Annotated in this window: 18 protein-coding genes; 13 read left to right on the top strand and 5 right to left on the bottom strand. The window is 64.6% G+C overall.

Annotated elements, in window-relative coordinates:
* The first annotated feature begins 128 nt into the window (after nt 1–128).
* The 7 genes from VE092_RS18660 (at nt 129) to VE092_RS18630 (ending at nt 9,161) form a co-directional block, all read left to right on the top strand.
* The gene (locus tag VE092_RS18660; protein ID WP_324879348.1) at nt 129–1,604 is read left to right on the top strand and encodes an ATPase domain-containing protein; all 1,476 of its coding nucleotides are present in this window, start codon (nt 129–131) and stop codon (nt 1,602–1,604) included.
* Nucleotides 1,605–1,606: 2 nt separating this feature from the next.
* Nucleotides 1,607–2,002 (top strand): response regulator, encoded by a 396-nt coding sequence (locus tag VE092_RS18655; protein WP_324879346.1) that lies wholly within the window; start codon nt 1,607–1,609, stop codon nt 2,000–2,002.
* Nucleotides 2,003–2,283: 281 nt separating this feature from the next.
* A complete protein-coding gene (locus tag VE092_RS18650) occupies nt 2,284–2,694 on the top strand; it encodes a response regulator (protein ID WP_324879344.1) in 411 nt (136 codons plus the stop codon).
* A 166-nt stretch (nt 2,695–2,860) separates the two neighbouring features.
* The gene (locus tag VE092_RS18645) at nt 2,861–3,571 is read left to right on the top strand and encodes a response regulator transcription factor (protein ID WP_324879343.1); all 711 of its coding nucleotides are present in this window, start codon (nt 2,861–2,863) and stop codon (nt 3,569–3,571) included.
* Nucleotides 3,572–3,990: 419 nt separating this feature from the next.
* Nucleotides 3,991–5,301, top strand: a complete 1,311-nt coding sequence (locus tag VE092_RS18640) for an MFS transporter (protein ID WP_006462064.1) — start codon at nt 3,991–3,993, stop codon at nt 5,299–5,301.
* A 120-nt stretch (nt 5,302–5,421) separates the two neighbouring features.
* On the top strand, nt 5,422–6,681 hold the full coding sequence (locus tag VE092_RS18635) for a DUF3142 domain-containing protein (protein WP_324879340.1): 1,260 nt from the start codon (nt 5,422–5,424) through the stop codon (nt 6,679–6,681).
* Complete coding sequence (locus tag VE092_RS18630) at nt 6,681–9,161, top strand: hypothetical protein (protein WP_324879338.1); 2,481 nt, start codon at nt 6,681–6,683, stop codon at nt 9,159–9,161. Before VE092_RS18635 ends, VE092_RS18630 begins: the two co-directional genes overlap by 1 nt.
* Here the strand turns inward: VE092_RS18630 and VE092_RS18625 are convergent.
* Together VE092_RS18625 and VE092_RS18620 are read right to left on the bottom strand one after the other, a co-directional pair.
* Nucleotides 9,154–9,513: a response regulator gene (locus VE092_RS18625; RefSeq protein WP_102662216.1), complete on the bottom strand. Its 360-nt coding sequence runs from the start codon at nt 9,511–9,513 to the stop codon at nt 9,154–9,156. The two genes, VE092_RS18630 and VE092_RS18625, sit on opposite strands and share 8 nt — an antisense overlap.
* Before the next feature lie 127 nt (nt 9,514–9,640).
* Nucleotides 9,641–10,501: an SDR family oxidoreductase gene (locus VE092_RS18620; protein WP_324879335.1), complete on the bottom strand. Its 861-nt coding sequence runs from the start codon at nt 10,499–10,501 to the stop codon at nt 9,641–9,643.
* Between the two features lie 263 nt (nt 10,502–10,764).
* Here VE092_RS18620 and VE092_RS18615 point away from each other — a divergent pair, with 263 nt between their 5' ends.
* From VE092_RS18615 to VE092_RS18590, 6 genes are all read left to right on the top strand, one after another.
* On the top strand, nt 10,765–11,391 hold the full coding sequence (locus tag VE092_RS18615; RefSeq protein WP_324879333.1) for a cysteine dioxygenase: 627 nt from the start codon (nt 10,765–10,767) through the stop codon (nt 11,389–11,391).
* A complete protein-coding gene (locus tag VE092_RS18610) occupies nt 11,388–13,016 on the top strand; it encodes a rhodanese homology domain-containing protein (protein WP_324879331.1) in 1,629 nt (542 codons plus the stop codon). The genes VE092_RS18615 and VE092_RS18610 overlap by 4 nt, the downstream gene beginning before the upstream one ends.
* Before the next feature lie 122 nt (nt 13,017–13,138).
* Entirely contained in the window at nt 13,139–14,419 is a 1,281-nt protein-coding gene (locus VE092_RS18605) for a SpoIIE family protein phosphatase (protein ID WP_324879329.1), read from the top strand.
* Nucleotides 14,416–14,979: a SiaB family protein kinase gene (locus VE092_RS18600; protein ID WP_324879327.1), complete on the top strand. Its 564-nt coding sequence runs from the start codon at nt 14,416–14,418 to the stop codon at nt 14,977–14,979. Before VE092_RS18605 ends, VE092_RS18600 begins: the two co-directional genes overlap by 4 nt.
* Nucleotides 14,980–15,023: 44 nt before the next feature.
* Nucleotides 15,024–15,413 (top strand): DUF1987 domain-containing protein, encoded by a 390-nt coding sequence (locus VE092_RS18595; protein ID WP_324879325.1) that lies wholly within the window; start codon nt 15,024–15,026, stop codon nt 15,411–15,413.
* Nucleotides 15,413–16,135: a GGDEF domain-containing protein gene (locus tag VE092_RS18590; RefSeq protein ID WP_324879323.1), complete on the top strand. Its 723-nt coding sequence runs from the start codon at nt 15,413–15,415 to the stop codon at nt 16,133–16,135. The genes VE092_RS18595 and VE092_RS18590 overlap by 1 nt, the downstream gene beginning before the upstream one ends.
* A gap of 63 nt (nt 16,136–16,198) precedes the next feature.
* Here VE092_RS18590 and VE092_RS18585 read toward each other — a convergent pair whose 3' ends face one another.
* From VE092_RS18585 to VE092_RS18575, 3 genes are all read right to left on the bottom strand, one after another.
* Complete coding sequence (locus tag VE092_RS18585; RefSeq protein WP_324879321.1) at nt 16,199–16,828, bottom strand: response regulator transcription factor; 630 nt, start codon at nt 16,826–16,828, stop codon at nt 16,199–16,201.
* A 256-nt stretch (nt 16,829–17,084) separates the two neighbouring features.
* Nucleotides 17,085–18,047, bottom strand: a complete 963-nt coding sequence (locus tag VE092_RS18580) for a diguanylate cyclase (protein WP_324879319.1) — start codon at nt 18,045–18,047, stop codon at nt 17,085–17,087.
* A complete protein-coding gene (locus tag VE092_RS18575; protein WP_324879317.1) occupies nt 18,044–22,564 on the bottom strand; it encodes a CHASE domain-containing protein in 4,521 nt (1,506 codons plus the stop codon). The genes VE092_RS18580 and VE092_RS18575 overlap by 4 nt, the downstream gene beginning before the upstream one ends.
* Between the last annotated feature and the right edge of the window lie 71 nt (nt 22,565–22,635).

Genomic DNA, 22,635 nt, shown 5'->3' with positions numbered 1-22,635 from the left:
AGGAAGTTTACCTTCCCCAAGGTGCAACTTTTGGCCTGTATGACAACCTTAGTCATAGCGTGGGCGAACGTATAATGCGTGAAAACTCATTAATCCTTCGCACAATAAAAATTCGAGCATCCATCCACATGAGCGATCACCAGCAGCCCCCTTCGTCCTCCGCGCCGCCGGCCTCGCGCCCCAGCCGCATCTCCCTGCTCAGCACGGGTATCGCCGGGTTCGACGAGATCCTTGGCGGCGGCCTGCCGGAAGGTAGCCTGTACCTGATTCAGGGCCTGGCCGGCAGCGGCAAGACGACCCTGGCATCGCAGGTGGGCTTCGCGCAGGCGCGCGGCGGCAAGCAGGTGATGCTGCTCACCCTGATCGCCGAATCGCACGCCAAGATGCTCAATCACGTGAGCAATTTCGATTTCTTCGACGAGAGCCTGGTCGGCGACCAGATGCAGATGCTCAGCGGTTATGGTGCGCTGGCCAGCGAAGGGCTGCGCGGGCTGCTGCGCCTGATCAGCGCCGAACTGAATCGCCATCGCCCGGCCATGCTGATCATCGACGGTTTCCGTTCGGTGCGCGACTCCGGGCCGTCAGACCTGAACCTGTCCGAATTCATGCATTCGCTCAATGCGCTGGTCTTCACGATGAACTGCACCACCATCCTGCTCTCTCCGGTGGAGGGCAACATGCCCGAGTCCGAGAACACGTTGGTGGACGGCGTCATCGAACTGAGCCAGCACGAGTCCGGCATGCAGCTGGTGCGCGAGATCAAGGTGTTCAAGCTGCGCGGCGCCAATCACCTGCTGGGCAAGCATGTCTTCGAGATCAACCAGAGCGGGGTCGAGATCTTCCCCCGCTTCGAGGCCACGGCAACCCGTGCCGGCAAGGTGCCCGGCACCTCGGACCGTTATGTCAGCGTCGGCATCCCTTCCTGGGACAAATGCATCGGCGGCGGCGTGGTCAGCGGATCGCTGACCTGCCTGTTGGGCAGCCCGGGCGTGGGCAAGACCCTGATGGGCCTGCACTTCATCGAGCAGGGCCTCAAGGATGGACAGCAATGCCTGATCCTGGGCTTCTACGAATCCCCCGAGCGTCTGCTGGCCAAGGCGCGCAAGGCCGGCATGCCGATGGACGAGCATATCGACAGCGGTGCCTTGCAGATGATGTGGCAGCTGCCACTGGAAATGCTGTGCGACGACCTGGCCAAGCGCATGCTGGACAACATCTCCAGCCGTGGCGTGACGCGCCTGCTGATCGATGGCGTCGATGGCCTGCGCAGCATCGTGGTGCAGCAGCAGCGCGTGCGGCCCTTCCTGGTGGCGTTGACCAACGAATTGCGGGCGCGCGGGGTGACCACGTTCATCACCGAGCAATTGCCGTATTTCCGCGAGTCCCGTCCCCAGGTCGATCCCAGCTCTTCGCAACTGTATGAAAACATGATGCTGCTGGAGTACGTGGTCCAGAACGCCGTCAACCGCCGTCAGATTTCCGTGATGAAACTGCGCGAGAACGGCTATGACGGGGCCAGCCGCCTGATGAACATTTCGGATGCCGGCATCGAGATCGATGGCCTGGTCTCTTCCTCTACCGCGCCGGTTGCGGATGGACGTTGACCATGTCCGGCGTTTCATCCGCAACCATGGCGGCGCTGCCGCTGCTGCTGATCGTCGATGACGAGATCGATATCACCGATACCTATTCCATGCTGCTGGAGCTGCATGGTTTCCGGGTCGTGACGGCAGCCCATGGTGTCGATGCCCTGGCCAAGGCGCAGCTGGAATGGCCGGACCTGGTCATCTCGGATTGCATGATGCCGGTGATGAACGGGCTGGAGCTGTGTGCCGCCCTGCGCGCGTTGCCGGGCGGACAGACATTGCCGGTGATCCTTTGCAGCGGGGCACCGGAGCGCCACGATCTGTCGCAATCCAGTCACAACCTGTTCCTGCGCAAGCCCGTCTTCTTCGACCGCCTGCTGGAAGAAATCCAGCGCCTGCTGCCCTCCCGTCCCTGACCCTTTCCCCTTCGCCGGCGCTGCCCCTCCACCCTCAGCCCTACGGCAGAGCTTGGCTGGGCGCGGCCTGGCGGCTTGTTTCCTGGTCAACACCCCAGCCTTGCGACCGCGTCATGCGGGAGCGTCCGGGCAATTCCCCTTGCGCCATCGGCGTGGCGTCGGCGCCATGTTGTCGAAGGTTTCAGGAATTTCCTGATATCCCGATTCGTCGCCAACCATCACCATGACTCACGACAAATCACCGCGACATCATGTGCGGGATAAGAGGCAGGAGGGATGAGGTGGAAGCGAGCAACAAAAAGCCGACCGTGCTGGTCGTGGAAGACCATGCGGATTCGCGCGAGATGCTGTGCGAACTGCTGCGACAGGGTGGACTGAGTGTGCTGGCGGCAAGCGACGGAGTGGAAGCGATCGCCTTCCTGCAGTCACATATGCCGGCGCTGGTGCTGACCGATCTGCGCATGCCGCGCATGGATGGCATGGAGCTGGCGCGCTATATCAAATCGCACGAGCGCTATGCGCATATCCCGGTGGTGTTGATCAGTGCCAACCTGCCGGCGGCCAGTGCGCGCATCCCGACGATAGCGGCTTTTCTGCTCAAACCTTGCTCGGTCGACCACCTCCTGGGGACCGTCACCGGGCTCCTGCGTCAAAGCGCGCAAAGCCAGGCGCAGCGGAGCTTACAGGGCTAAGGCATCTGCGAGTTTTTATGATTTTATGAGCAGATATTTTCTGTATAACGTTGTGATTATGGAAAGCATCTCCGTGCCTGCAGGTGGGCCCGGATGCACGTACCGAACAGTACGCGGGGGATGCACCGGCAGTCATAAAAACAGTTTTCGTCCGGAACACTAGAGTATGAAAGTATTAATTGTTGAAAGCGATCTCGAGTGGCGCAATTCGCTGAGCGCGCATGTGGGGGACTTGGGATATGAAATTTCGGTGTGTTCCGCTTTGGCCCAGGCCAGGGACATCCTGAAAAGCCGCCAGCCCGATATCCTGCTCTCCGATGTCGGCCTGCCTGACGGCAGCCTGATGCCGGAACTGGCGTCGCTGCGGCAGCATTTCCCTTCCATGGGCATCGTGGTCCTGACCGCGGCGACCCGCAGCGAAGAACGGCTGCGCTGCATGAGCGATGGCGCCGACTACTATCTGGTCAAGCCGGTCAAGCTGGAGGAAGTCTCGGCGACCCTGACCGCCCTGGCGCGACGCATGAAGACGGCGCCTCACCAGAGTTCGCCGCAGTCCGAAAAATGGGCCTTCAACCGCAAGTCGGGACGCCTCTCCAGCAACGGCGTGGTGGCGCTGCAGTTCACTGACAAGGAAAGCACCGCCCTGGCGGCCTTGCTGCAAAGTCCCAACTATCCGGTGTCGCATGGTCAGCTGTTCGATCTGCTGCGCTCCGGCGGGGAAGAGTACGACGCCCACCGTATCGACGCGCTGATCTATCGGGTACGCCAAAAGCTGCGCTCCTTGCCGGAGTCGCCCATGCAGATCCGCAACATCTACGGCGAAGGCTTCCTGATGCTGCGCCGCAGTTCGGCGGTCGATATCGTGCTGGAGTCCTGAGCCGCCCACCGGCGCAGGACTGGTAACTCGCTGATCAGCAGCGCTGCCGACGGCCATTTCCAAGCAGGACATTCATTTTCGAGGCTCGCGTTGTGAACAGATCGCAACGCGGGCCTGTATTTCTTCCATCGCCCTCATCCTGCGTCGCCGTCAGTGATGCTGCGCGCGGCGCTCGACGCGGCAAAAAATGCTGCAGCGCGAAAGTTTTGCCGCTTTCGGGTATCATTAAGCCAGTTTCGACGCTGAATCGTATATCTCTGCTCTACGTTTTCCGCTGAATCTGTCCTGCGCAGACATGCCGTCTGCGGCCACCCGACCGAAAAGATGAAGCAGGCCATCCGGCCCGCTGCGCCATTCCCATGCACTTCGTGCGGCGGCGCAGTCGCGCCGGATGTCCGCTTTGCCGTTAGTGAACCATCATGACCACTTCCGCTGAATTTACCGGGGCCTTGAACGAGTCCCAGCATCGCCCCCTCACTTCCTCCGACTATCGCACGCTGGGCCTGTCGGCCCTGGGCGGCACGCTGGAGTTCTACGACTTCGTGATCTACGTGTTCTTTGCCGCCGTCGTCGGCAAGCTGTTCTTCCCGGCCGACATGCCGGAATGGCTGCGCATGCTGCAGACCTTCGGCATTTTCGCCGCGGGCTACCTGGCGCGTCCGGTGGGCGGCATCATCATCGCCCACTACGGCGACGTGATCGGCCGCAAGCGCATGTTCACGCTGTCGATCTTCCTGATGGCCGTGCCCACGTTGGTGATCGGCCTGTTGCCGACCTATGCCAGCATCGGCGTGGCCGCGCCCATCCTGCTGCTGTTGATGCGCACCCTGCAGGGTGCGGCCATCGGCGGCGAGATGCCCGGCGCCTGGGTGTTCGTGGCCGAGCACGTCCCGGCCAATCGCTACAGCTTCGGCGTCGGCTCGCTGACTGCCGGCATCACCGGCGGCATCCTGCTGGGTTCGCTGATGGGCATCTTCATCAACAGCGTCTATGCACCGGCCGAGGTGGCGGGTTACGCCTGGCGCATCCCCTTTATCCTGGGCGGCGTGTTCGGCCTGGTGTCGGTCTACCTGCGTCGCTATCTGGAAGAAACGCCGGTGTTCCGCGAGCTGGCCGCGCGCCGCAAGCAATCCACCGAACTGCCGCTCAAGACCGTGCTGCGCGAACACCGCGCCGCCAGCATGCTGACCGCCGGCATGACCTGGTGCCTGTCGGGCGCCGTGGTGGTGGTCATCCTGATGACTCCGTCCTACCTGCAGACCGTGCATCACCTGCCGGCCAAGCTGGTGATGCAGGCCAACTGCGCCGGCACCCTGATGCTGACCATCGGCTGTCTGGCCATCGGCTGGCTGTGCGACCGCATCGGCACCCGGGCCAGCATGATCATTGGCTGGGGCGGACTGGGCTTGTCCACCTGGTGGTTCTACGGCCAGCTGCCGGGTTCGCCCGAATCGCTGATCTGGGGCTATGCGCTGGTGGGCCTGTTCGTGGGCAGCATCTCGCTGACCCCGATCGTCTCGACCCGCGCCTTCCCGCCGGCGGTGCGCTTCACCGGCCTGTCCTTCGCCTACAACATGGCCTATGCCATCTTCGGTGGCCTGACCCCGGTGCTGATCTCCCTGTGGATCAAGGCTGACCCGCAAGGCCCGGCGCTGTACGTGATCGGTTTGTCCATCCTGGGCGTGCTGCTGGCCTTCGTACCGATGAGCAGCAAGGGCTACCGCGCCTGATCCGCAGTTCGACATCCTGACGCCACCAGGCCCGGTGACCGCAAGGCACCGGGCCTGGTCGTTTTTGCGGATGGCTCGCGTACAATGCCGGCACCTCTGGCCGTCCCCGATCCGTCGACCATGCCCCCTTTGCCCCGTTGCGCCGGCTGGTGCTCCCTTCTCTTGCTCGTGCTGACCGTGCTGCTGGCCTCCTGTTCTCGCCATCCCGCCACCGAGGTCGGGCTGGCCCAGGATGTCTATGTCTGGCAGCGTCAGTGGACGCCCGCGCTGCGCAATGCCCTGTCTGCCTCCAATGCCCATGTGGCGCGCTGGCATGTGCTGGCCGCCGAGCTGGGGGCCTCCGGCGGCTGGGTCGACATCCAGCCCGACGCCGCCGTACTGGCCGCTACCGGCCGGCCGCTGCTGATGACGGTGCGCATCAATGGCCAGCTGGCGCGTTTCGATGGTGCCGCCATCCAGACCCATCTGCTGGAACTGGTCGACGCCTGGCGCCAGCGCGGATTGCAGCCGGCCGCGCTGGAAATCGACTATGACTGCGCCACCGCGCGCCTGCCTGAATACACCGCCTTCCTGCGCAGCCTCAAGACGCGCATCGCCCCGCTGGACCTGACCGTGACCGCCTTGCCCACCTGGCTGGCCAGTCCGCGCCTGGCCGATCTGCTGGCCGTGGCCGATGCATCCACGTTGCAGGTGCATGCGGTGCAGGACCCGCGCCTGGGCCTGTTCGATGCCGAGCGCGCCCGGGACTGGATGCAGCAATATGCGCAGCGCACCCGTCGCCCCTGGCACGTGGCCTTGCCGGCCTACGGATCGCGGGTGGTCTGGAACGGGCAGGGCAGGATCGCTGCCGTCGAGAGCGAGTCGGCGCTGCTGGTCGCTGGCGTGGCGCAGGAGCTGATGGCCGAGCCACGCACCATGGCGCGCTTCGTCACGCAGTTGGAAAAAGCGCCACCGGCAGGCCTGGCCGGCATCGTCTGGTTCCGCCTGCCGACCGGAGACGATCGTCGCGCCTGGAGCCTGTCGACCTGGATCGCCGTCCTGCAGCGCAAGCCGCTCAAGGAGGGTTTGGCGGTGCAACTGGTGGCCGCCCAGCCGGGCCACCCCGCACGCGACATCCGCCTGGACAATGCCGGCAATGTCGACGCCCCCTTGCCGCTGCGCATACGGGTGCGCCAGGAACATCCGGCACCGGTCGGATCGTCCGGGAACACCTGCACCGCTGACGGCATCAATGGCTACACGCTGGAAAACGATGCGCAGGGACGTTACCTGCGCCTGAGCCAGGCTGGCCTGCTACGCGCCGGTGCCAGCCGCACCATCGGGTGGTTGCGCTGCGACGATGCGGCCGCCCCGGATATCACACTGGAAATGGGATCCTGATGAAACGAACCAACCCGGCCGTCCGCATTGCCTCCGCACTGAGTGGACTGCTGGTCCTGGGCGCGGCCACGGTAGTGGCCTGTGGCCCGGACTTCCCGCTGCAGCTGCTGGACGACCGCGCCGGCAGCCTGCGCAATACCCCCGCCAATTCCTTCACCTGGGAGACCGCTCATCTGGTGACTGTGACCGACCGGCTGCAGGCCGACGAGGGCAGTGGTTATGAGCAGGCCAGTGGCAGTCCCGATGATCCGCGTTCGCTGCGCATGCTGGAGAAGGGTCAGCTGGATGCCACGCAATGGGCCGCGCTGCAGGCCATGCGCGCAGCCTCCGACGGTGAGGCTGCCTATGCTGCCGGTGCTGCGCTGCCGCCTGCGATCCGGCTCTACACTGCCGGCGCCGAGGACTTCCGTCGCAACGCGCTGGAATCGGCACGCCAGCGCTTTGAGGCTGTGCTGGCCTTGCCGCCGGCGCAGGCCAGCGAGCGTGCCGTGTGGGCGGCCTACATGCTGGGTCGCCTGCATGCCATGCAAGGCCAGCGGGCACAGGCCATCGCCAGTTTCGACAAGACCCGTACCCTGGCGGTAGCGGGCGCGCCCGATCCGCTGGGGCTGGCAGTGGCCAGTTATGGTGAACAGGCGAGGCTGTTGCTGGTGGGCGCGGCGGGTGCCTGCAACTGGTCCGATTTCAACGAGGGCCGCGACTGTGGCCAGAGCATCCCGCGGGCCGATCTGAAGCAGGCCATCCGGCTGTACGCGGAGCAGGCCGCGCGCGGCTCCTTCAGCGCACCCTCCTCACTGCAGGCGCTGGCCGCGTGGAGCCTGGCGCGCCCGGCGATCACCATGGCCCTCATCGATGATGCGGTCGCCCAGAAGCTGCTGGTGGCTTATGCGCTGGCGCGCGTGGGTGATGTCAGCGAAGGCCCGCAGGTAGCCGGTGGCGACTACGACCCGGGCGCAGCCGGTAGCGGCTCCTCCGGTTATGCCGATGCCGCCCGCGGCAGCCGCATCCAGCCCAATCCGGTACTGGTGAACCTGATCGATGCGCTGCATCGGCGTGGTCTGGAAAAGATCGCCGGAGCCGATCGCGTAGCCGCACTGGCCTACCGCACCGGGCGCTATGAACTGGCAGCCTCGCTGGCCAGCCGTCAGGAGTCGGCGCTGGCCTGGTGGGTGCGCGCCAAGCTTGCATTGCGCCAGGGTGACAATGACGGCGCAGCGCAGGCCTATGCCCGTGCCGCACAGGGATTCCCGCGCAACGATGCCAGCGTGGAACCGGGCAATGCCAATCTGCTGGTCGGCGAGCAGGGCGTACTGACGCTCTCACGCGGCCAGTACGTGGAAGCGCTGGCGCAATTCCACCGCGCTGCCAGCCAGACTGCGCAAGCCGGCAGCAATCCTTTCGTCGCTTACACTGACTACTACAACGATCTGGCCTATGTGGCAGAACGCGTGCTGACCACCGACGAATTGAAGACCTATGTGGACGCCCACGCCCCGGCTTCGCCCATGCCGTCACCGGAAGCAGTCGCCAAGGCAGCGGCGCAGCAAGAACCCGGCCAGCAGTCCCTGCGCTGGGTCGCGGTGGGCCTGTCGGCGGTCACGGTGGAAGACCGTCTGCGCCAACTGTTGGCGCGCCGTCTGGTGCGCGAGGGCAGGGTGGAAGAATCACTGGCCTACTTCCCGGATGAACGTGATGAGCGTTTCGTCGAAAGCAGCTACGACGACAATGGCAAGGAACTGCCGGTGAGCTGGCGGGCACGCGCCAAGGCACGCGACTATGGCCAGGCTCTGGAGCGCGGGCAGCATGCCTGGCGCGCCAACAGTCGCGCCCAGGGCTGGTACGAGGCGGCCGTGATTGCGCGGCGCCAGGGCATGGAGATCATGGGATTCGAACAGGGACCGGACTTCGCTGTCTATGGCGGCAGCTATCCCTGGGGCGCCGGACGTGCTGCAGCCCCGTATGGCGACGAGAACAAACCGCTTCCGGCCACGCCCCAGGCGCGTGCCCAGGCCGACCTGCCCGGGCCGCTGGTGACCGAGGGCGAGCGCCAGCGCTATGCTGCCAGTGAAGCCAAGCCCTACAAGCGCTTCCACTACCGCGACATCGCCGCGGGCTACGCGATGAAGGCGGCCGACGAACTGCCGCCGCGCTCGCAAGCCTTCGCGGCGGTGCTGTGCCAGGGTGTGAATTTCGTGTATTACGACCAGCCGCGTGCCGAGCAGCTTTATCTTCGCTACGTGCGGCAGGGTGCCGCCGTGCCGTTCTCAGCGGACTTTGGTCAACACTGCGTGGAACCGGACTTTGCCGCAGCAGCGCGCTTCCCCTATCAGCAGGCCTGGCGCAGTACACGGCAGTGGGTGAGCCAGCATCGCGCGCTCAGCGCGGCGCTGTTGCTGGCCATCGTGGTCGGTGGTGGATGGGGCGTGGCGCAGTGGCGTCGTCGCCGCCGCGCCGGAAGTGCGGAAACAGGAACTAGTTGACCAGTTCGCGCTTGAGTTCGGAAATGAGCGCCGGGTTCAGCGGCCCCGCGCACAGGAAGGCAGGCCATTGTCCCTTGACCAGATCCATCTCCCGCTCATCGCGGCAGAGCAGGATCACCGGTACATCAGCCAGCGTGTCCTGTGCCTTGAGGTAGTGCGCCAGGCGCAGGCCGCTCATGCCCTCCATGGCCAGCTGGGCCAGCACCAGGTCGGGCCGGTCCAGGGCGATGTGCTCGATGGCATCGTTGCCGCTGCCGGCAATCTGGATATCGATGTCGTTGATGGCCAGCCATTCGGTCAGCGCGCGGCTGACTTCGGGTTGGGACGTGGCGATCAGGGCGGTCTTGTGCATGAGGGGCTCTCGCGATGGTCGTTGGACAAGCTCATCATGCGCCGGTGACAACACGGCCGCCATCGGGGTTTTCCTGAGACTGTCGCTATCCTCACGCTCCCTCACAGCGATCCCTGCGGCGGCGGGCTCAGGTATTGACGATCTCCCCCCCATTTGGATGCAGCACCTGCCCGGTCATGTAGGAAGCGCCTTCGGTGGCCAGGAAGACATAGGCCGGCGCCACTTCGTCGGGCTGGCCGGGCCGGCCCAGTGGCACGTTCTTGCCGAAGCTGGCGACTTCTTCTGCACTGAAGCTGGAGGGGATCAGCGGGGTCCAGATCGGCCCCGGGGCCACGGCGTTGACGTGGATGCCGGCGGGCGCCAGCTGCTGCGACAGCGAGCGCGTGAAGGCCACGATCGCGCCCTTGGTGGCGGCATAGTCCACCAGATGCTTGCTGCCGCGATAGGCGGTCACCGAAGTGGTGTTGATGATGCGCGCACCCCGGGTGAGGAAGGGCATGGCTTCCTTGACCATGTAGAACATCGAGAAGATGTTGGTGCGGAAGGTATGCTCCAGCTGCTCGGGTGAGATCTGCTCGATGCTGTCAGCCGGGTACTGCTGGGCCGCATTGTTGACCAGTACGTCCAGTCGGCCATAGGCATCCATCACCGAACGCACGGCACGACGGCAGAACTCGGGCGACCCGACATCGCCGGGCAGCAGCAGGCAGGGCGCGTCCAGTGCCTGGACATCCTGCTGGGTCTGGCGTGCATCTTCTTCCTCATCCAGATAGACGATGGCCAGCTTGGCCCCTTCCCGCGCATAGGCCAGGGCGACCGCGCGGCCGATGCCACTGTCACCGCCGGTGATCAGGGCCACCTTTCCCGCCAGCCGTCGTCCGGGTTCGCCGGCCGGTGCGCTTTGCGGGCGGGGTTGCATCTGCTGCTGGCTACCGGGTTGATGGGATTGGTGCTGGGCGGGGACGCCTTCAGGTCTGGTATCGCTCATGCTTGCCTCCATATCGATCCTTGATGGTAAGAAGGGTTGCGCCGCTCGTATGTAGGCCCAGGCCGCGAGATGGACGCGGCCGCGCACCGACGACGATGACGGACAGCCTGAAGATGAGCCTGCGCATATCCATATGCGCACAGCTTCGTTGACCCTGGCCTGTGGCATGGCCACACTGGCAGGCTCATCGGGACATCGGGAAATGATTTATAGTGCGCTCTGAGCCGGCGCAGACCGGTCGCCGCGAAAACAGAGAGGGACACATGACGACACCCCATCCATCCGGCAAGCAGCTGTGGCGCTTGCGCGAGTTCATCACCGGGTTTTCCGGCCTGCTTGATGGCAAGCCCGGGCAGGCCCTCATCCTGGAGCAGGGCGGCGCCTTGCTGCGCCAACTGGTGGCGCACGATGACTGGTTGCCCGATGCCTATGCCCAGCCGCATCCCGAGCGTTACCAGCAATTCCTGTTGCATGCCGATTCTGCCCAACGCTTCTCTGTCGTCAGCTTCGTCTGGGGGCCGGGGCAGCGCACGCCGATACATGACCACACCGTCTGGGGATTGATCGGCGTATTGCGCGGCGCCGAGCATGCGCAGTCCTTTGGCTGGCAGCGCGAGCAGCTGCAGCCGGTGGGCGAACGCGCGCTGCTGCAAGCCGGACAGGTGGAGGCCGTGGCACCGGATCATCCCGAACTGCACGACGTGCATCAGGTCAGCAATGCCTTTGCCGACCAGGTGTCGATCAGCATCCATGTGTATGGCGCCAATATCGGGGCGGTCCGGCGGTCCGTGTATCACCCGGATGGGCGGCGCGTGCCATTCATCTCCGGCTATTCCAATTCCACCTTGCCCAATATCTGGGACCTCTCCATCGAACAAGCATCCTCATGACTCAAGACCACGCCGCTGCTTCCATCCCTGTCATCAGCTACGCCGAGGTGCGTGCCGCGCTACTGGCACGCGAGGAGATTGCCCTGCTCGACGTGCGCGAAGAAGCACCGCATGCGCAAGCGCATCCACTGTTTGCTGCCAATTTTCCGTACTCTCATCTGGAACTGAACGCCTACAGCCGCCTGCCGCGCCGTGACGTGCGCATCGTCACGCTGGATGACGGCGAAGGGCTGGCCGTGCGTGCGGCGCTGCGCCTGCGCACCCTGGGTTATACCCGCGTGGGCGTACTGGCCGGCGGCGTGCGCGGCTGGCGCGAGGCCGGCGGCGAGCTGTTCCAGGATGTGAACGTGCCCAGCAAGGCCTTCGGCGAACTGGTGGAGTCGCAACGCCATACCCCGTCGTTGTCCGCCGAAGAGGTCAAGGCCTTGCTCGACAGCGAGGAGGACGTGGTGGTGGTCGATGCCCGCCGCTTCGATGAATACCAGAACATGAACATCCCCGGCTCCATCAGCGTACCCGGCGCCGAACTGGTGCTGCGCCTGCCGGCCATCGCCCCGGACCCGAAGACGCGTGTCATCGTCAATTGTGCCGGTCGGACGCGCAGCATCATCGGGACCCAGTCGCTGGTCAATGCGGGCATTCCCAACCGCGTGCATGCGCTGCGTAACGGCACCATCGGCTGGACGCTGGCGGGCCAGCAGCTGGAGCACGGGCAGGCGCGTCGTTTCCCGCAACAGGTCGAGGTCGGCCAGCAGCAACAATCACGGCGCCAGGCCCGTAGCGTGGCCGACCGGGCCGGGGTGAAGCGCATCGCGTTCGCCGCGCTGGATACCCTGGCGCAGCCGGGTCGCACTCTCTATCGATTCGATGTCCGCACGCCCGAGCAGTACCGGGAGGGGCATCTGCCGGATTTTCTCTCGGCGCCCGGTGGCCAGCTGGTGCAGGAGACCGAGATGAACGCGCCGGTTCGCGGAGCGCGCATCGTGCTGGCCGACGATGATGGCGTACGCGCCGACATGACCGCTTCCTGGCTGGCCCAGATGGGATGGGAAGTGTATGTCGTGGAGGGCGTGACGCCGGCTGACTTCGCCGTCAGCGGCGAGGCGCCGCGCGCGCTGCCGGTGGCTGCCGTCACGCCGCAGCAGCGCATTGGTCCGCAGCAGTTGAAGAGCTGGCTGGATGCGGATGACGCAGCCAGCGCGCACGGTGGCACCGTCGTCATCGATGTCGCTCTGAGCGCCCGTTACGTGGCGGGGCATATTCCGGGCGCATGGTTCGCGCTGCGCTCGGAGATCGCGGCCGTGGCGCGTCGCTTCCCGGCGGCCACACGCTTCGTGCTTACCTGCGGGAGCGCCTTGCTGGCGCAGTTTGCCGTTGCCGATCTGCAGGCGCTGGTGTCGCAGCCGGTCTTTCTGCTGGAGGGGGGCAACGCCGCGTGGGCGCAGGCCGGCCTGCCTCTGGAGAGTGGCGAGCAGCATCTGCTCTCGCCCCGCATCGATCGCTATCGCCGTCCCTATGAAGGTACCGACAATGCCGCCACTGCCATGCAGGCTTATCTGGATTGGGAGTTCGGGCTGGTGGAGCAGTTGGGCAGGGATGGGACGCACGGGTTTTTCGTGATTTGAGCAAGACGTACCGTTCTGTTTAAATGTCGCGTTGTCGCCCATCGGCGACGCGGTCACATTGTTGTCACAGGAATGAAATATGATCCGCGGTCAATCCAGAAATCACTACGCGGGCGTGTACGGTGGAAAGCCATTTCAGTCTGACTCCGGCCATGGGGAGCAAGTTGTTCCAACCGACAGCGGGAGCGCTGGCGGTACAGGTGCCGGTCGTCCAGTTCGATGAGAACAATGCCGCCGTGCTGGACATCTTCGGCCAGCACAAGGAGCTGGTGAGCCTGCCGGTGGTGGAACAGCAGCGGCCCATCGGGCTCATCAGCCGTCATATCTTCATGTCCCAGATGTCCAAGCCGTATCACCGCGAGCTGTACGAGCGCAAGAGCTGCATCGCGTTCATGGACAAGGATCCCCTCATCGTCGAGGCCGACACGCCCATCGAAACCCTGGGCGCCCTGGCCGTGGCCTCGGGCGACAAGACCCTGGCCGATGGCTTCCTGATCGTCGACCAGGGGCGGCTGGCGGGACTGGGAGCGGGACTGGCGCTCATGCGCGAACTGGTGGCCATGCAGGAAGAAAAGAACCGCCAGGTGATGCAGAGCATCGACTACGCCAGCGTGATCCAGCGCGCCATGCTCAGCGCCTCGCGTGCGGCCATGACCCAGGCGCTGGACGACGCCTGCCTGGTGTGGGAACCACGCGATGTGGTCGGTGGTGACTTCTACCATTTCGAAAGCCATGCGGATGGCTGGTTTGCCGCCGTGGCCGATTGCACCGGGCATGGCGTGCCGGGTGCATTCCTGACCCTGATCGCATCTTCCTCGCTGAAGCAGGCGCTGGAACTGCATGGCCCGCACGACCCGGCGCACCTGATGCGCGAGGTCAACCGCAGCATGAAGCGGGTGCTGGGCCAGCATGGCGACTCCGGCAAGGCCTCGGAATCCGATGATGGCATGGATGCCTGCTTCTTCTGGTTCGACCGCGCCAGCCGTACCCTCACCAGTGCCCACGCCAAGATGGCGCTATTCGTGCTGTCCGCCGACGGCACCGATGTGGCCACGGTGGAAGGCAAGCGTGTCGGCCTGGGCTATGTCGATACCCCCGATGACATGCAGTGGGACAACCATAGTCTGCGGCTCGAACCGGGGGCGATGGTTTTCGTCTGTACAGACGGCGTGATTGACCAGATCGGTGGCCCTAAACACATCGCCTTCGGCAAGCAGCGCCTGCGCCGCACGTTGCTGGAGCATGGCAGCGGCAGCCTGCGCATGCCGGAACTGGCGCGGGTAGTGATGGATATCCACGCGCATTACCAGGGTACGCAGCGCCGCCGCGACGATATCTGTTTCTTCGGCGCTCGCCTGGGCGCCTCCTATCCTCAAGACAGTCAACACGGAACACACGCATGAACGGTATCCAGCAGGAGTGGGCGGAGTTCCACAACTACGTGGCGCGACGCGACATCGTCTTTTACTACGTCGGCTATTTTTCCCAGACCATCATCGCCGCCATGGCCGAGGCCGTGAAGCTGCGCGCCGAGCATACTGGCGCCCTGGCACAGACGCGCCGCAAGCTGTTCTCGTCCTTCATCGAGATGGCGCAGAACATCGTCCATTACTCGGCCGACCTGCATGAGAAGGAAGGCAAGGTCACCGAGCCGCCGATGCGGCATGGCGCAGTCTTCATCACCCAGACCGAGGGCCGCTATTTCCTGCATTGCGCCAATCCGGTCGATGCCGACATGGCCGAAAAGCTGCGCACGAAACTGGAACATCTGCGCTCGCTGACCAATGACGAGATCAAGCTGGCCTACAAGGAAATGCTGCGTTCCGAAACCCCACCCGACAGCAAGGGTGCCGGCCTGGGCTTCCTGACGGTGGCGCGCGATGCCAGCGCGCCGCTGGATTTCGAATTTTCCGCGCCCGAGACCAACGGCGACCAGACCTTCTACCTCAGGGCCACCATCTGAGGCGAGCCTGCACCAGGCCCGCCGGTATCCGGACACACGACATCATGGACAATCTTTTCATTGCCGCCAGCGCCAGCTCCCCTGAAGTGGATTTCCGCTTCGACCAGCGCAGGCTTTCGCTCAAGGGCGAATCCTATCCCGAGAACGCCGCCCAGTTCTGGGGCGAGATCATCACCACCCTGCGCCGTTTCCTGACCGATGACCAGGATGGCGGCCCCCTTACCGTCAACGTAGCTCTGGCCTATTTCAATAGTTCCAGCACCAAGATGTTGTTCTCGCTGTTCGATACGCTGAACGAGAAGGCCGAGGCTGGCACCGAGGTCGTGCTCAACTGGTACCACGACGAGGAAGACGACACCATCTTCGAATTCGGTCAGGAACTGCAGGAAGATTTTCCGGCGCTGGTGTTCCACGACCACGCGGTGCAGAGCTGATGGACGAGGTCGATCTTTTCGAAGCCGAAGCCCAGGCCCTGCGGCGCGCTACCGCCGTGCTGGCTGAAGGCGCGGCCGACCCGGCGGCCTATCGGGCAGCGCTGGAGGAACTGGTGCAGCACTATGGTCAGCTGATGCGGCAGAGTCGGCGGCTGATCTCGCGCAGCGATCGCACCGAGCGTGAGCTGAACCTGCTCAATACGCGACTCAAGCAGTTGAGTGATGAACTGGATTACAAGGCGCGCCACGACAACCTGACCGGCGCCCTCAATCGCGGCGCGGTATTCGAACGGGCCCATCAGATCCTGCAAAAATCCGCCATGTCGCTGGTGGTGCTGGACATCGATTTCTTCAAGCGCATCAACGATGAATTCGGCCATCCGGCCGGTGATGCCGTGATCCGCGAACTGGTCGGCCGCTTGCGCAGCACACTGGATGGCACCGGGGTGATCGGGCGGGTGGGGGGAGAGGAGTTCACCATCCTGCTGGCCGGGATGCCGCTGGAGCAGGCGGTAATGCTGGCGGGAAGAATCCGCCAGGCGATTGCGGGAGAACGCTTCCAATGCCTGCCGGCACGGGCGGTCACTTCCAGCTTCGGGGTGGCCTGGGCCGCTGCCGGCAGCGATTTCGAAGAGGCCTATGCCCGCGCCGATCAGGCCTTGTACCAGGCCAAGCGAGGCGGCCGCAACCGGGTGGAATCCGAGGACACCGTCACCGGCTGATGCGCTCCTGCGTCTTGCAAGGCGGCCGCCCGCGGTGCCATGCCAAGGGCTGCACGGGCGCCATCAGTAGCGGGTCATCGCCGTCACCAGCTCGGCCAGCGAGCCGGCATGCATCTTGCGCATCACCTGTTGCCGGTGCGCCTTCACCGTCCGCTCCGAGGTACCCAGTTCGGCGGCGATCTGCTTGTTCAGACGGCCCTTCACCAGGCGTTCCAGCACTTCACGTTTGCGCCGCGTCAAGGTCTTCAGGCGCTGGTGGTGCTCCTGCCGCTGCTGCATCTGCGGGCCTGATTCATCGAAGGGCATCAGCGCGCCGCGAAATGCCGCCACCAGCTGCTGACGCACCATCGGCTGGGTGCGGGCCGGTTCCGCAGGTGGTGCGTTGCGGGATTCGCGCAGAGTGGCCGGGCGCACTTCTTCGGCGTCGGCCGCAGGCTGTGGCTGGGAGGTGATCACGATCAGCGGCATGCCCAGTTGCCGTTCACCCAGCAGCGAGCGCAGCTGCGGTGCATCGACATCCTGCATGTGTACCTGCAGCACGGTGCCGCCGGGAGCGGCCGTCGGCTGCTGCAGGAACTGGTCGGCCGAGGCGTGGTGGGCCACGTGGAACCCGGCGGCCTCCAGCAGGCGTCCCAGCGGGCCACCGTGGGAATCGTCACCACCGACGATATGAGCGAGATTTGTAGTTGGCATGTTTTTCTTCCTTGACCGAAACGGACGCATCAAACGGGATAAGGGGCTTCACCGACTTCCCCGCGTCGGTAGCCGTGGCACCGGTGAGCGAGGACATGCGGGAAGAAAAACTGCAGTTTCGCCGTGCTGTCGAATTTAGTCGATAGCATGGAAAATTCATGCGCAATACTTCGAATTTATTCGATAAGACGCTCAATTATTTTCGGTATGGGGCTGCATAACGTGGCATATGAGGGACGCTTCCCTCACTGCCGGCTTAGTTGCCGGTTTCCTGCGCCAGCGCTTCTTCGGCGTACACCTGGGCCCGGCCGTGGGCCTTGGCCTGGTACAGGTTATGGTCGGCCAGCGCCACCAGGGCTGCCGGGCTGCTGGCGGGATCGGGCAAGGGGATCGAGGCCACGCCGATGCTCAGCGTGACATGCTCGGCGACTTCCGAGCGGGCATGCGGCAGCCGCAGCCGTGCTACCGACTGGCACACGTCGCGTGCCAGCTTGATGGCCTGGTCGCGCCCGGCCATGGGCAGGATGCAGGCGAATTCCTCGCCGCCATAGCGCGCCACGCAGTCATAGCTGCGGTGGAAGTTGCTGCGGATGGCCTGGGCCACTTCGGCCAGGCAATGGTCACCGGCCTGGTGGCCGTAATGGTCGTTGTAGCGCTTGAAGTAATCGATATCGATCATCAGCAGCGACATCGCCTGGCCCGAGCGCTTGCACAGTTCCCATTTTTCACTCAGTTCGCTATCGAACTTGCGGCGGTTGAACAGCCCCGTGAGGGAGTCGGTGACGGCGATGTTGCGGTAGAAGTCGGATTGCAGCTTCAGCGTCAGATGCGTCAGCACCCGGGCCTTGAGCACGGTGCCGTGGATCGGCTTGCTGATGAAATCGACGCCGCCGACATCGAAGCCGCGCGCCTCGTCCTCTTCGCTGTTCAGGCCGGTCAGAAAGATCACCGGAATGCCCAGGGTGGCGGTGTTCTGCTTGAGCCGTTCGCAGGTTTCATAGCCGTTCAGGCCGGGCATGTTGACATCCATCAGGATCAGGTCGGGTTGCGCCTTCTCGCATTGTTCGATGGCCTGCATGCCGCTGGTAGCCATGTAGATGTCGTAATCGCCCTTGAGCAGGGCGTTTGCCAGGCGGATATTGATCGGCTGGTCGTCGCACAGCAATACCCGCGGGCGGCTGCCGCGCAGCGAGGAGAGTTCTTCCAGGATGCGTTTCAACGTGCTTCTCCAAAATGGCGGTCGAGATGGGCCAGCGCTGCCGGGAAGTCGAGCTTGTCGATCAGTTCCCACAGGCGCTGGTAATGGCGATGCCGGGCCGGCGCCGGTCCTTGCCCGAGTCGTTTGCTGAGGGCTTCGGCCAGGTCGAGCGCCTCCAGGTTGTTCGACGATAGCAAGTCGCGCAGACGCTGCCTATCGGGGAAATCGGAAGCCTCAGGAGCCGCCGTCGGCTGCCTTGGCGGCTGCGGTGCGGCGTCGCTGTCGGCGCCCGCCTGCCGTCCCTGTGCTGCCTGCATGAGCAGTTGCTGCAGCGCCAGCCGGGCGTCGTGCCGGCAGGGCTGGAATTCCTGCTGCCAGCGTTGCGTGAGGTCGGGCGCCTGATCCGGGGGCGCCTGCCGGCTCTGCGTTTCGATCCCGGCGAAATAGGCCGCCAGGCCGCAGGCGCCGATGGTGGCGCTCACCCCCTTGATGGCATGGCTGACTTCGACGACGGCCGGCAGCGAGGCAGTGGCCAACGCCTCCTGGTATTGGGCCAGCAGGCGCTCCAGTTCCGGCCCGGCCGCATCCAGGGTGAAGCGGTAGATATCGCTGGCCTGGCGGAAGCGTTGCATCACGGCGGCATGGCTTTCCACGCTGTGGCGCGCGGCGTGCGGTTCGGCCGAAGCGAGCGCAGGCAATACCGACGGCGGCACGCCGGAAGCCGGACGTTCCTGGCCCAGGTGCGACAGCAGGGTGGGGATCAGCGTACTGACGTCGATAGGCTTGGCGATGTGCCCGGCCATGCCGGCTTCGATACAGCGCCGCTTGTCTTCCGGCGAGGCATTGGCGGTCATGGCCAGGATAGGGATGTGGCGCAGGTCGTGCTGGCGCCGGATACGCCGGGTGGCTTCGATGCCGTCGATGCCGGGCATCTGCAGATCCATCAGGATCAGGTCGAACTGGCGTGCCGGATCGCTGGCGATGGCCACGCCGGTGCTACCGTTGTCGGCACAGGTGACCTGGGCACCGGACAGCGCCAGCAGGCCGCTGGCCACCTGGCGGTTGACGGCATTGTCTTCCACCAGCAGGATGCGCACGCCCTCCAGTTCGCGCGCCGGGTCGGCCGCCGCTTCCTGGCAAGCCGTGGCGGGCGCGTGCGCGATGGACAGCGCCAGCGGAGTGGCATCTTCCACCGGCAATTGCAGATCGAACCAGAAGCGGCTGCCCCGTCCCGGTTCGCTGCTGACCTGCAAGTGCCCGCCCATCAGTTGCACCAGGTGGCGGCTGATCGCCAGGCCCAGGCCGGTGCCGCCATAGCGGCGCGTGGTCGAGGCTTCGGCCTGGGTGAAGGCGTCGAAGATGTCGTCCAGCCGTTCCGGCGCAATCCCGATACCGGTATCGCACACTTCCACGCGCAGGCGTACGCTTGCCGGGTCGTCCTCCGGCAAAGGCAACAGCCTGAGCAGCCGCACATCGATACGACCCAGGTGCGTGAACTTGAGGGCATTGCCGATCAGATTGACCAGCACCTGGTGCAGGCGGTAGACATCGCCCACCACGCGCTGGGGCAGCTCTGCATCCAGTTCGATATTCAGCTGTACCCCCTCGTGCGGGGGCGAGCCGGCCAGTACGGCGACCAGATCGTGGCGGAAGTGCTCCAGCTCGAAGGCCTGCAGTTCCAGCTGCAACTGCTGCGCATCCATCTTGGAAAAATCCAGCAGATCGTTGAGCAGGTTCAGCAGCGACTTGGCCGAGATCTCGGCCTTGTCCAGGTAGTCCCGCTGGGCCGGCAGCGGCTGGGTCCGCTGCAGCAGCTGGATCATGCCCAGTACACCATTCATGGGAGTGCGGATCTCATGGCTGACACTGGCCAGGAACAGGCTCTTGGCCGAATTGGCCTGCTCCGCCTTCAGGCGCGCATCGACCAGGTTGTTTTCGAATTCGATGCGCTGGGTGATGTCCAGGTTGATGCCGATCACCCGCACTGCCGCGCCCATGCCATCGCGATCCACATGGGCGCGCGCCTGCACGTAGCGGATGCCGCCGTCGGCGCGCACCACCCGGAACACGGTTTCGAAGTCGCCATTGCCGGCCAGCGCCATCTGCAAGGCGTTTTCCATGTACGCCACGTCGTCCGGATGCACCCGCCGGCGCCAGACCTCATAGGTGGTGGTCTGATTGCCGCTGGCGTCGCCGATGCCGTAGATGGCGGCGATCTGGCGGTTGAATTCCAGGGTGTCGTTCTGCACGTTCCATACCCAGACCCCCAGCTTGGCCACCTCGGCGGCCAGCATCAGCTGATCGCGTGCGGCCGCCAGTTCGGCTTCCTGCTGGCGTTGCAGGCGCATGTCCATGGCGATGTACAGATAACCGAGATGGCGCTGGCGATGATCCAGCATCGAGGTCTGCTGGCGCGCCACCGGTAGCGTTACGCCATCCTTGCGCCGATAGGGCAGATCGCTGATGGCCTGGTCTGCCGCACCCGCCTGGGCCGGGCCCATGACTGCGAGGGGACGGCCGGAAAACGCCTCTTCCCTCAATTGACCGATCACTTCCTCGGCGCGATAGCCCAGCATCTGCTCGGCGCCCCGATTGAAGAGGGTGATCATGCCATCCGGCGCGGTCGCGATGATGGCCACCCCCGTCGCCGAGCCCAGCACGTTGTTGAGCAGGGCATTGGCCGCCTGCACCTGCTCCAGCAGGGACTGGTTTTGTTCCAGCGCCTGCCATAGCTGGTTGCGGTTGTGGGTGATCTCGGTGACGTCGTGCGCCACCACGTAGAAGCCGATGACCTCGCCCTGTTCCGAGATGTCGGGAATGTAGGTAGTCAAGACATGCTTGAGGCCCAGCGCGGGATCGTCGAAGCTGCGCTCGAAGGTCTGCTTCTCACCCGCCAGCACCGCTTCGATGTGTGGCAATGCCTTCTCGAACAGGTCGCTGCCCAGCAGGTCGGGCATGTACATGCCATTGATCTCGCCCGCCGAGCGGCGGAATACGCGCTCGTAGGAAGCATTGGCGAAACGGTTGATCAGGTGCTTGTCCCAGTAGCCCACCAGCGAAGGCATCACGTTGAGTACGGTCTGCAGCATGGTCTTGGCCTGATGCAATGCGTGGGTACGTTGCTGCACCGTCACTTCCAGTTCTTCGTTGATGCGGTGCAGCTGGCGTTCGATGCGTTTTTCGCGGGTGATGTCGCGCAACATGAACGCCTTGCCGATCAACCGCCCGGAGCGGTCACGCAAGGGGAACACCAAGGCCGAGGCATACCGGACCGGATCGCCATACAGGCTGATGACCTGCGCCGACTGTGCCTGGTCGGCCAGGAAGGGGGCAGGCCCGGCGGCGCGTTCATCCAGCTCGCGCAGGGCTGTCTGATCACTCAGGGGGCTGCCCAGCGCGCGGTTTGCCGACAGGTGCAGGTAATCGGTCGCGCCCTTGTTCCAGGAATTGATCACGCCGTCGGCATCGGTGGTGACGATGGCATCGGGCGAGCTGTCGACCACCGCGGCCAGCAGCGCACGGGCTTCCTGCAACTTTTGTTCGCGGCTGGAAAAGATCTGGTAGGCCAGGGCGACCACCACGATCAGCGCCGCCAGGGTACCGCAGGAAAGCAGCATGGCGCGGTCGCTGATGAACTGGTGGGTCTGGCTGTATTCGGGCGTGGCACGGACCACCATTTTCCAGGCACGGCCATAGAGCGGCACGGCCGTTTCCAGGCTGATCCCGTCATCGAGCTGATTGAAGCCGGCGCTGCGGAACAGTTCCACCGCAGGCCGGTCGCTGGCCACGTCCTCGATCAGGATCTCCAGCGCCTGCATGTTCCAGCGCCGGCTCAGTTCGGACAGGATGTCATGCACCGACAAGGGCGAATAGGCCCAGCCGATGATCTTGTCGCGCCGCTGTTCCATGGTCGGCGGCGTGATCGAGCCGGCATAGATGGGCAGCAGGAACAGATAGGCGTTGGCCGCAGAACCTTCCTTCTGCACCAGCCTGACCGGCGTGGTCAGCTCGGCGCGTCCGGTCAGCATGGCCTGGTCGGCGGCCGAGCGCCGTTCCCACGAGGACGCGATGTCCAGCCCCAGCGCCTGGCGATTGGGTGCGACCGGTTCGATATATTCGATGACATACAGCTCACCGGGGTTTTCGCTCAGCTGCGTGATGTGGGAAAACAGCTGATGATGCTCTGCCACCTTCCTTTCGTAGGCTGTCCGTTGCGCTAGTGGAACATGGCGGATGAAACCGAAGCCGCCCGCCCAGGGGAATTCGTGTTCCAGGTCGCGGCTGTCCATGTAGCGCAGCAGGCGTTCGCGGTTCAGTTCGTCCGGGCCGATGGCCAGGATGGCACCGCGCGTGCCGCGCAGACCCAGTTCATATCGCTGCAGCAGCGATGCGATATCGTCCCTGATCCAGCGGCTGTCCAGTGCCAGGCTGTTGCGCACTTCATGCTGGTTCAGGTGGGATAGCCCGGCCACCGCGCCCAGCAGGAGACCGAGCGCGATCAGCAGGAACAGCCAGGTATTGCGGGTGACTCTGGTCATTGTCGACAGGTCTTTCTTCTTGGAATCCATCTTCCTCATTGGAACAGCGTCGCGTACCCCCACGCGCGCCG

Source organism: Herbaspirillum sp. (genome assembly GCF_035644555.1).
Classification (GTDB): domain Bacteria; phylum Pseudomonadota; class Gammaproteobacteria; order Burkholderiales; family Burkholderiaceae_D; genus Herbaspirillum.
This window is presented reverse-complemented; position numbering and strand designations above follow the sequence as displayed.

Coding starts and splice junctions, on each gene's coding strand:
- VE092_RS18660 (WP_324879348.1), top strand. CDS start 129: ATGAGCGATCACCAGCAGCCCCCTTCGTCCTCCGCGCCGCCGGCCTCG.
- VE092_RS18655 (WP_324879346.1), top strand. CDS start 1,607: ATGTCCGGCGTTTCATCCGCAACCATGGCGGCGCTGCCGCTGCTGCTG.
- VE092_RS18645 (WP_324879343.1), top strand. CDS start 2,861: ATGAAAGTATTAATTGTTGAAAGCGATCTCGAGTGGCGCAATTCGCTG.
- VE092_RS18640 (WP_006462064.1), top strand. CDS start 3,991: ATGACCACTTCCGCTGAATTTACCGGGGCCTTGAACGAGTCCCAGCAT.
- VE092_RS18635 (WP_324879340.1), top strand. CDS start 5,422: ATGCCCCCTTTGCCCCGTTGCGCCGGCTGGTGCTCCCTTCTCTTGCTC.
- VE092_RS18630 (WP_324879338.1), top strand. CDS start 6,681: ATGAAACGAACCAACCCGGCCGTCCGCATTGCCTCCGCACTGAGTGGA.
- VE092_RS18625 (WP_102662216.1), bottom strand. CDS start 9,513: ATGCACAAGACCGCCCTGATCGCCACGTCCCAACCCGAAGTCAGCCGC.
- VE092_RS18620 (WP_324879335.1), bottom strand. CDS start 10,501: ATGAGCGATACCAGACCTGAAGGCGTCCCCGCCCAGCACCAATCCCAT.
- VE092_RS18615 (WP_324879333.1), top strand. CDS start 10,765: ATGACGACACCCCATCCATCCGGCAAGCAGCTGTGGCGCTTGCGCGAG.
- VE092_RS18610 (WP_324879331.1), top strand. CDS start 11,388: ATGACTCAAGACCACGCCGCTGCTTCCATCCCTGTCATCAGCTACGCC.
- VE092_RS18600 (WP_324879327.1), top strand. CDS start 14,416: ATGAACGGTATCCAGCAGGAGTGGGCGGAGTTCCACAACTACGTGGCG.
- VE092_RS18595 (WP_324879325.1), top strand. CDS start 15,024: ATGGACAATCTTTTCATTGCCGCCAGCGCCAGCTCCCCTGAAGTGGAT.
- VE092_RS18590 (WP_324879323.1), top strand. CDS start 15,413: ATGGACGAGGTCGATCTTTTCGAAGCCGAAGCCCAGGCCCTGCGGCGC.
- VE092_RS18585 (WP_324879321.1), bottom strand. CDS start 16,828: ATGCCAACTACAAATCTCGCTCATATCGTCGGTGGTGACGATTCCCAC.
- VE092_RS18575 (WP_324879317.1), bottom strand. CDS start 22,564: ATGACCAGAGTCACCCGCAATACCTGGCTGTTCCTGCTGATCGCGCTC.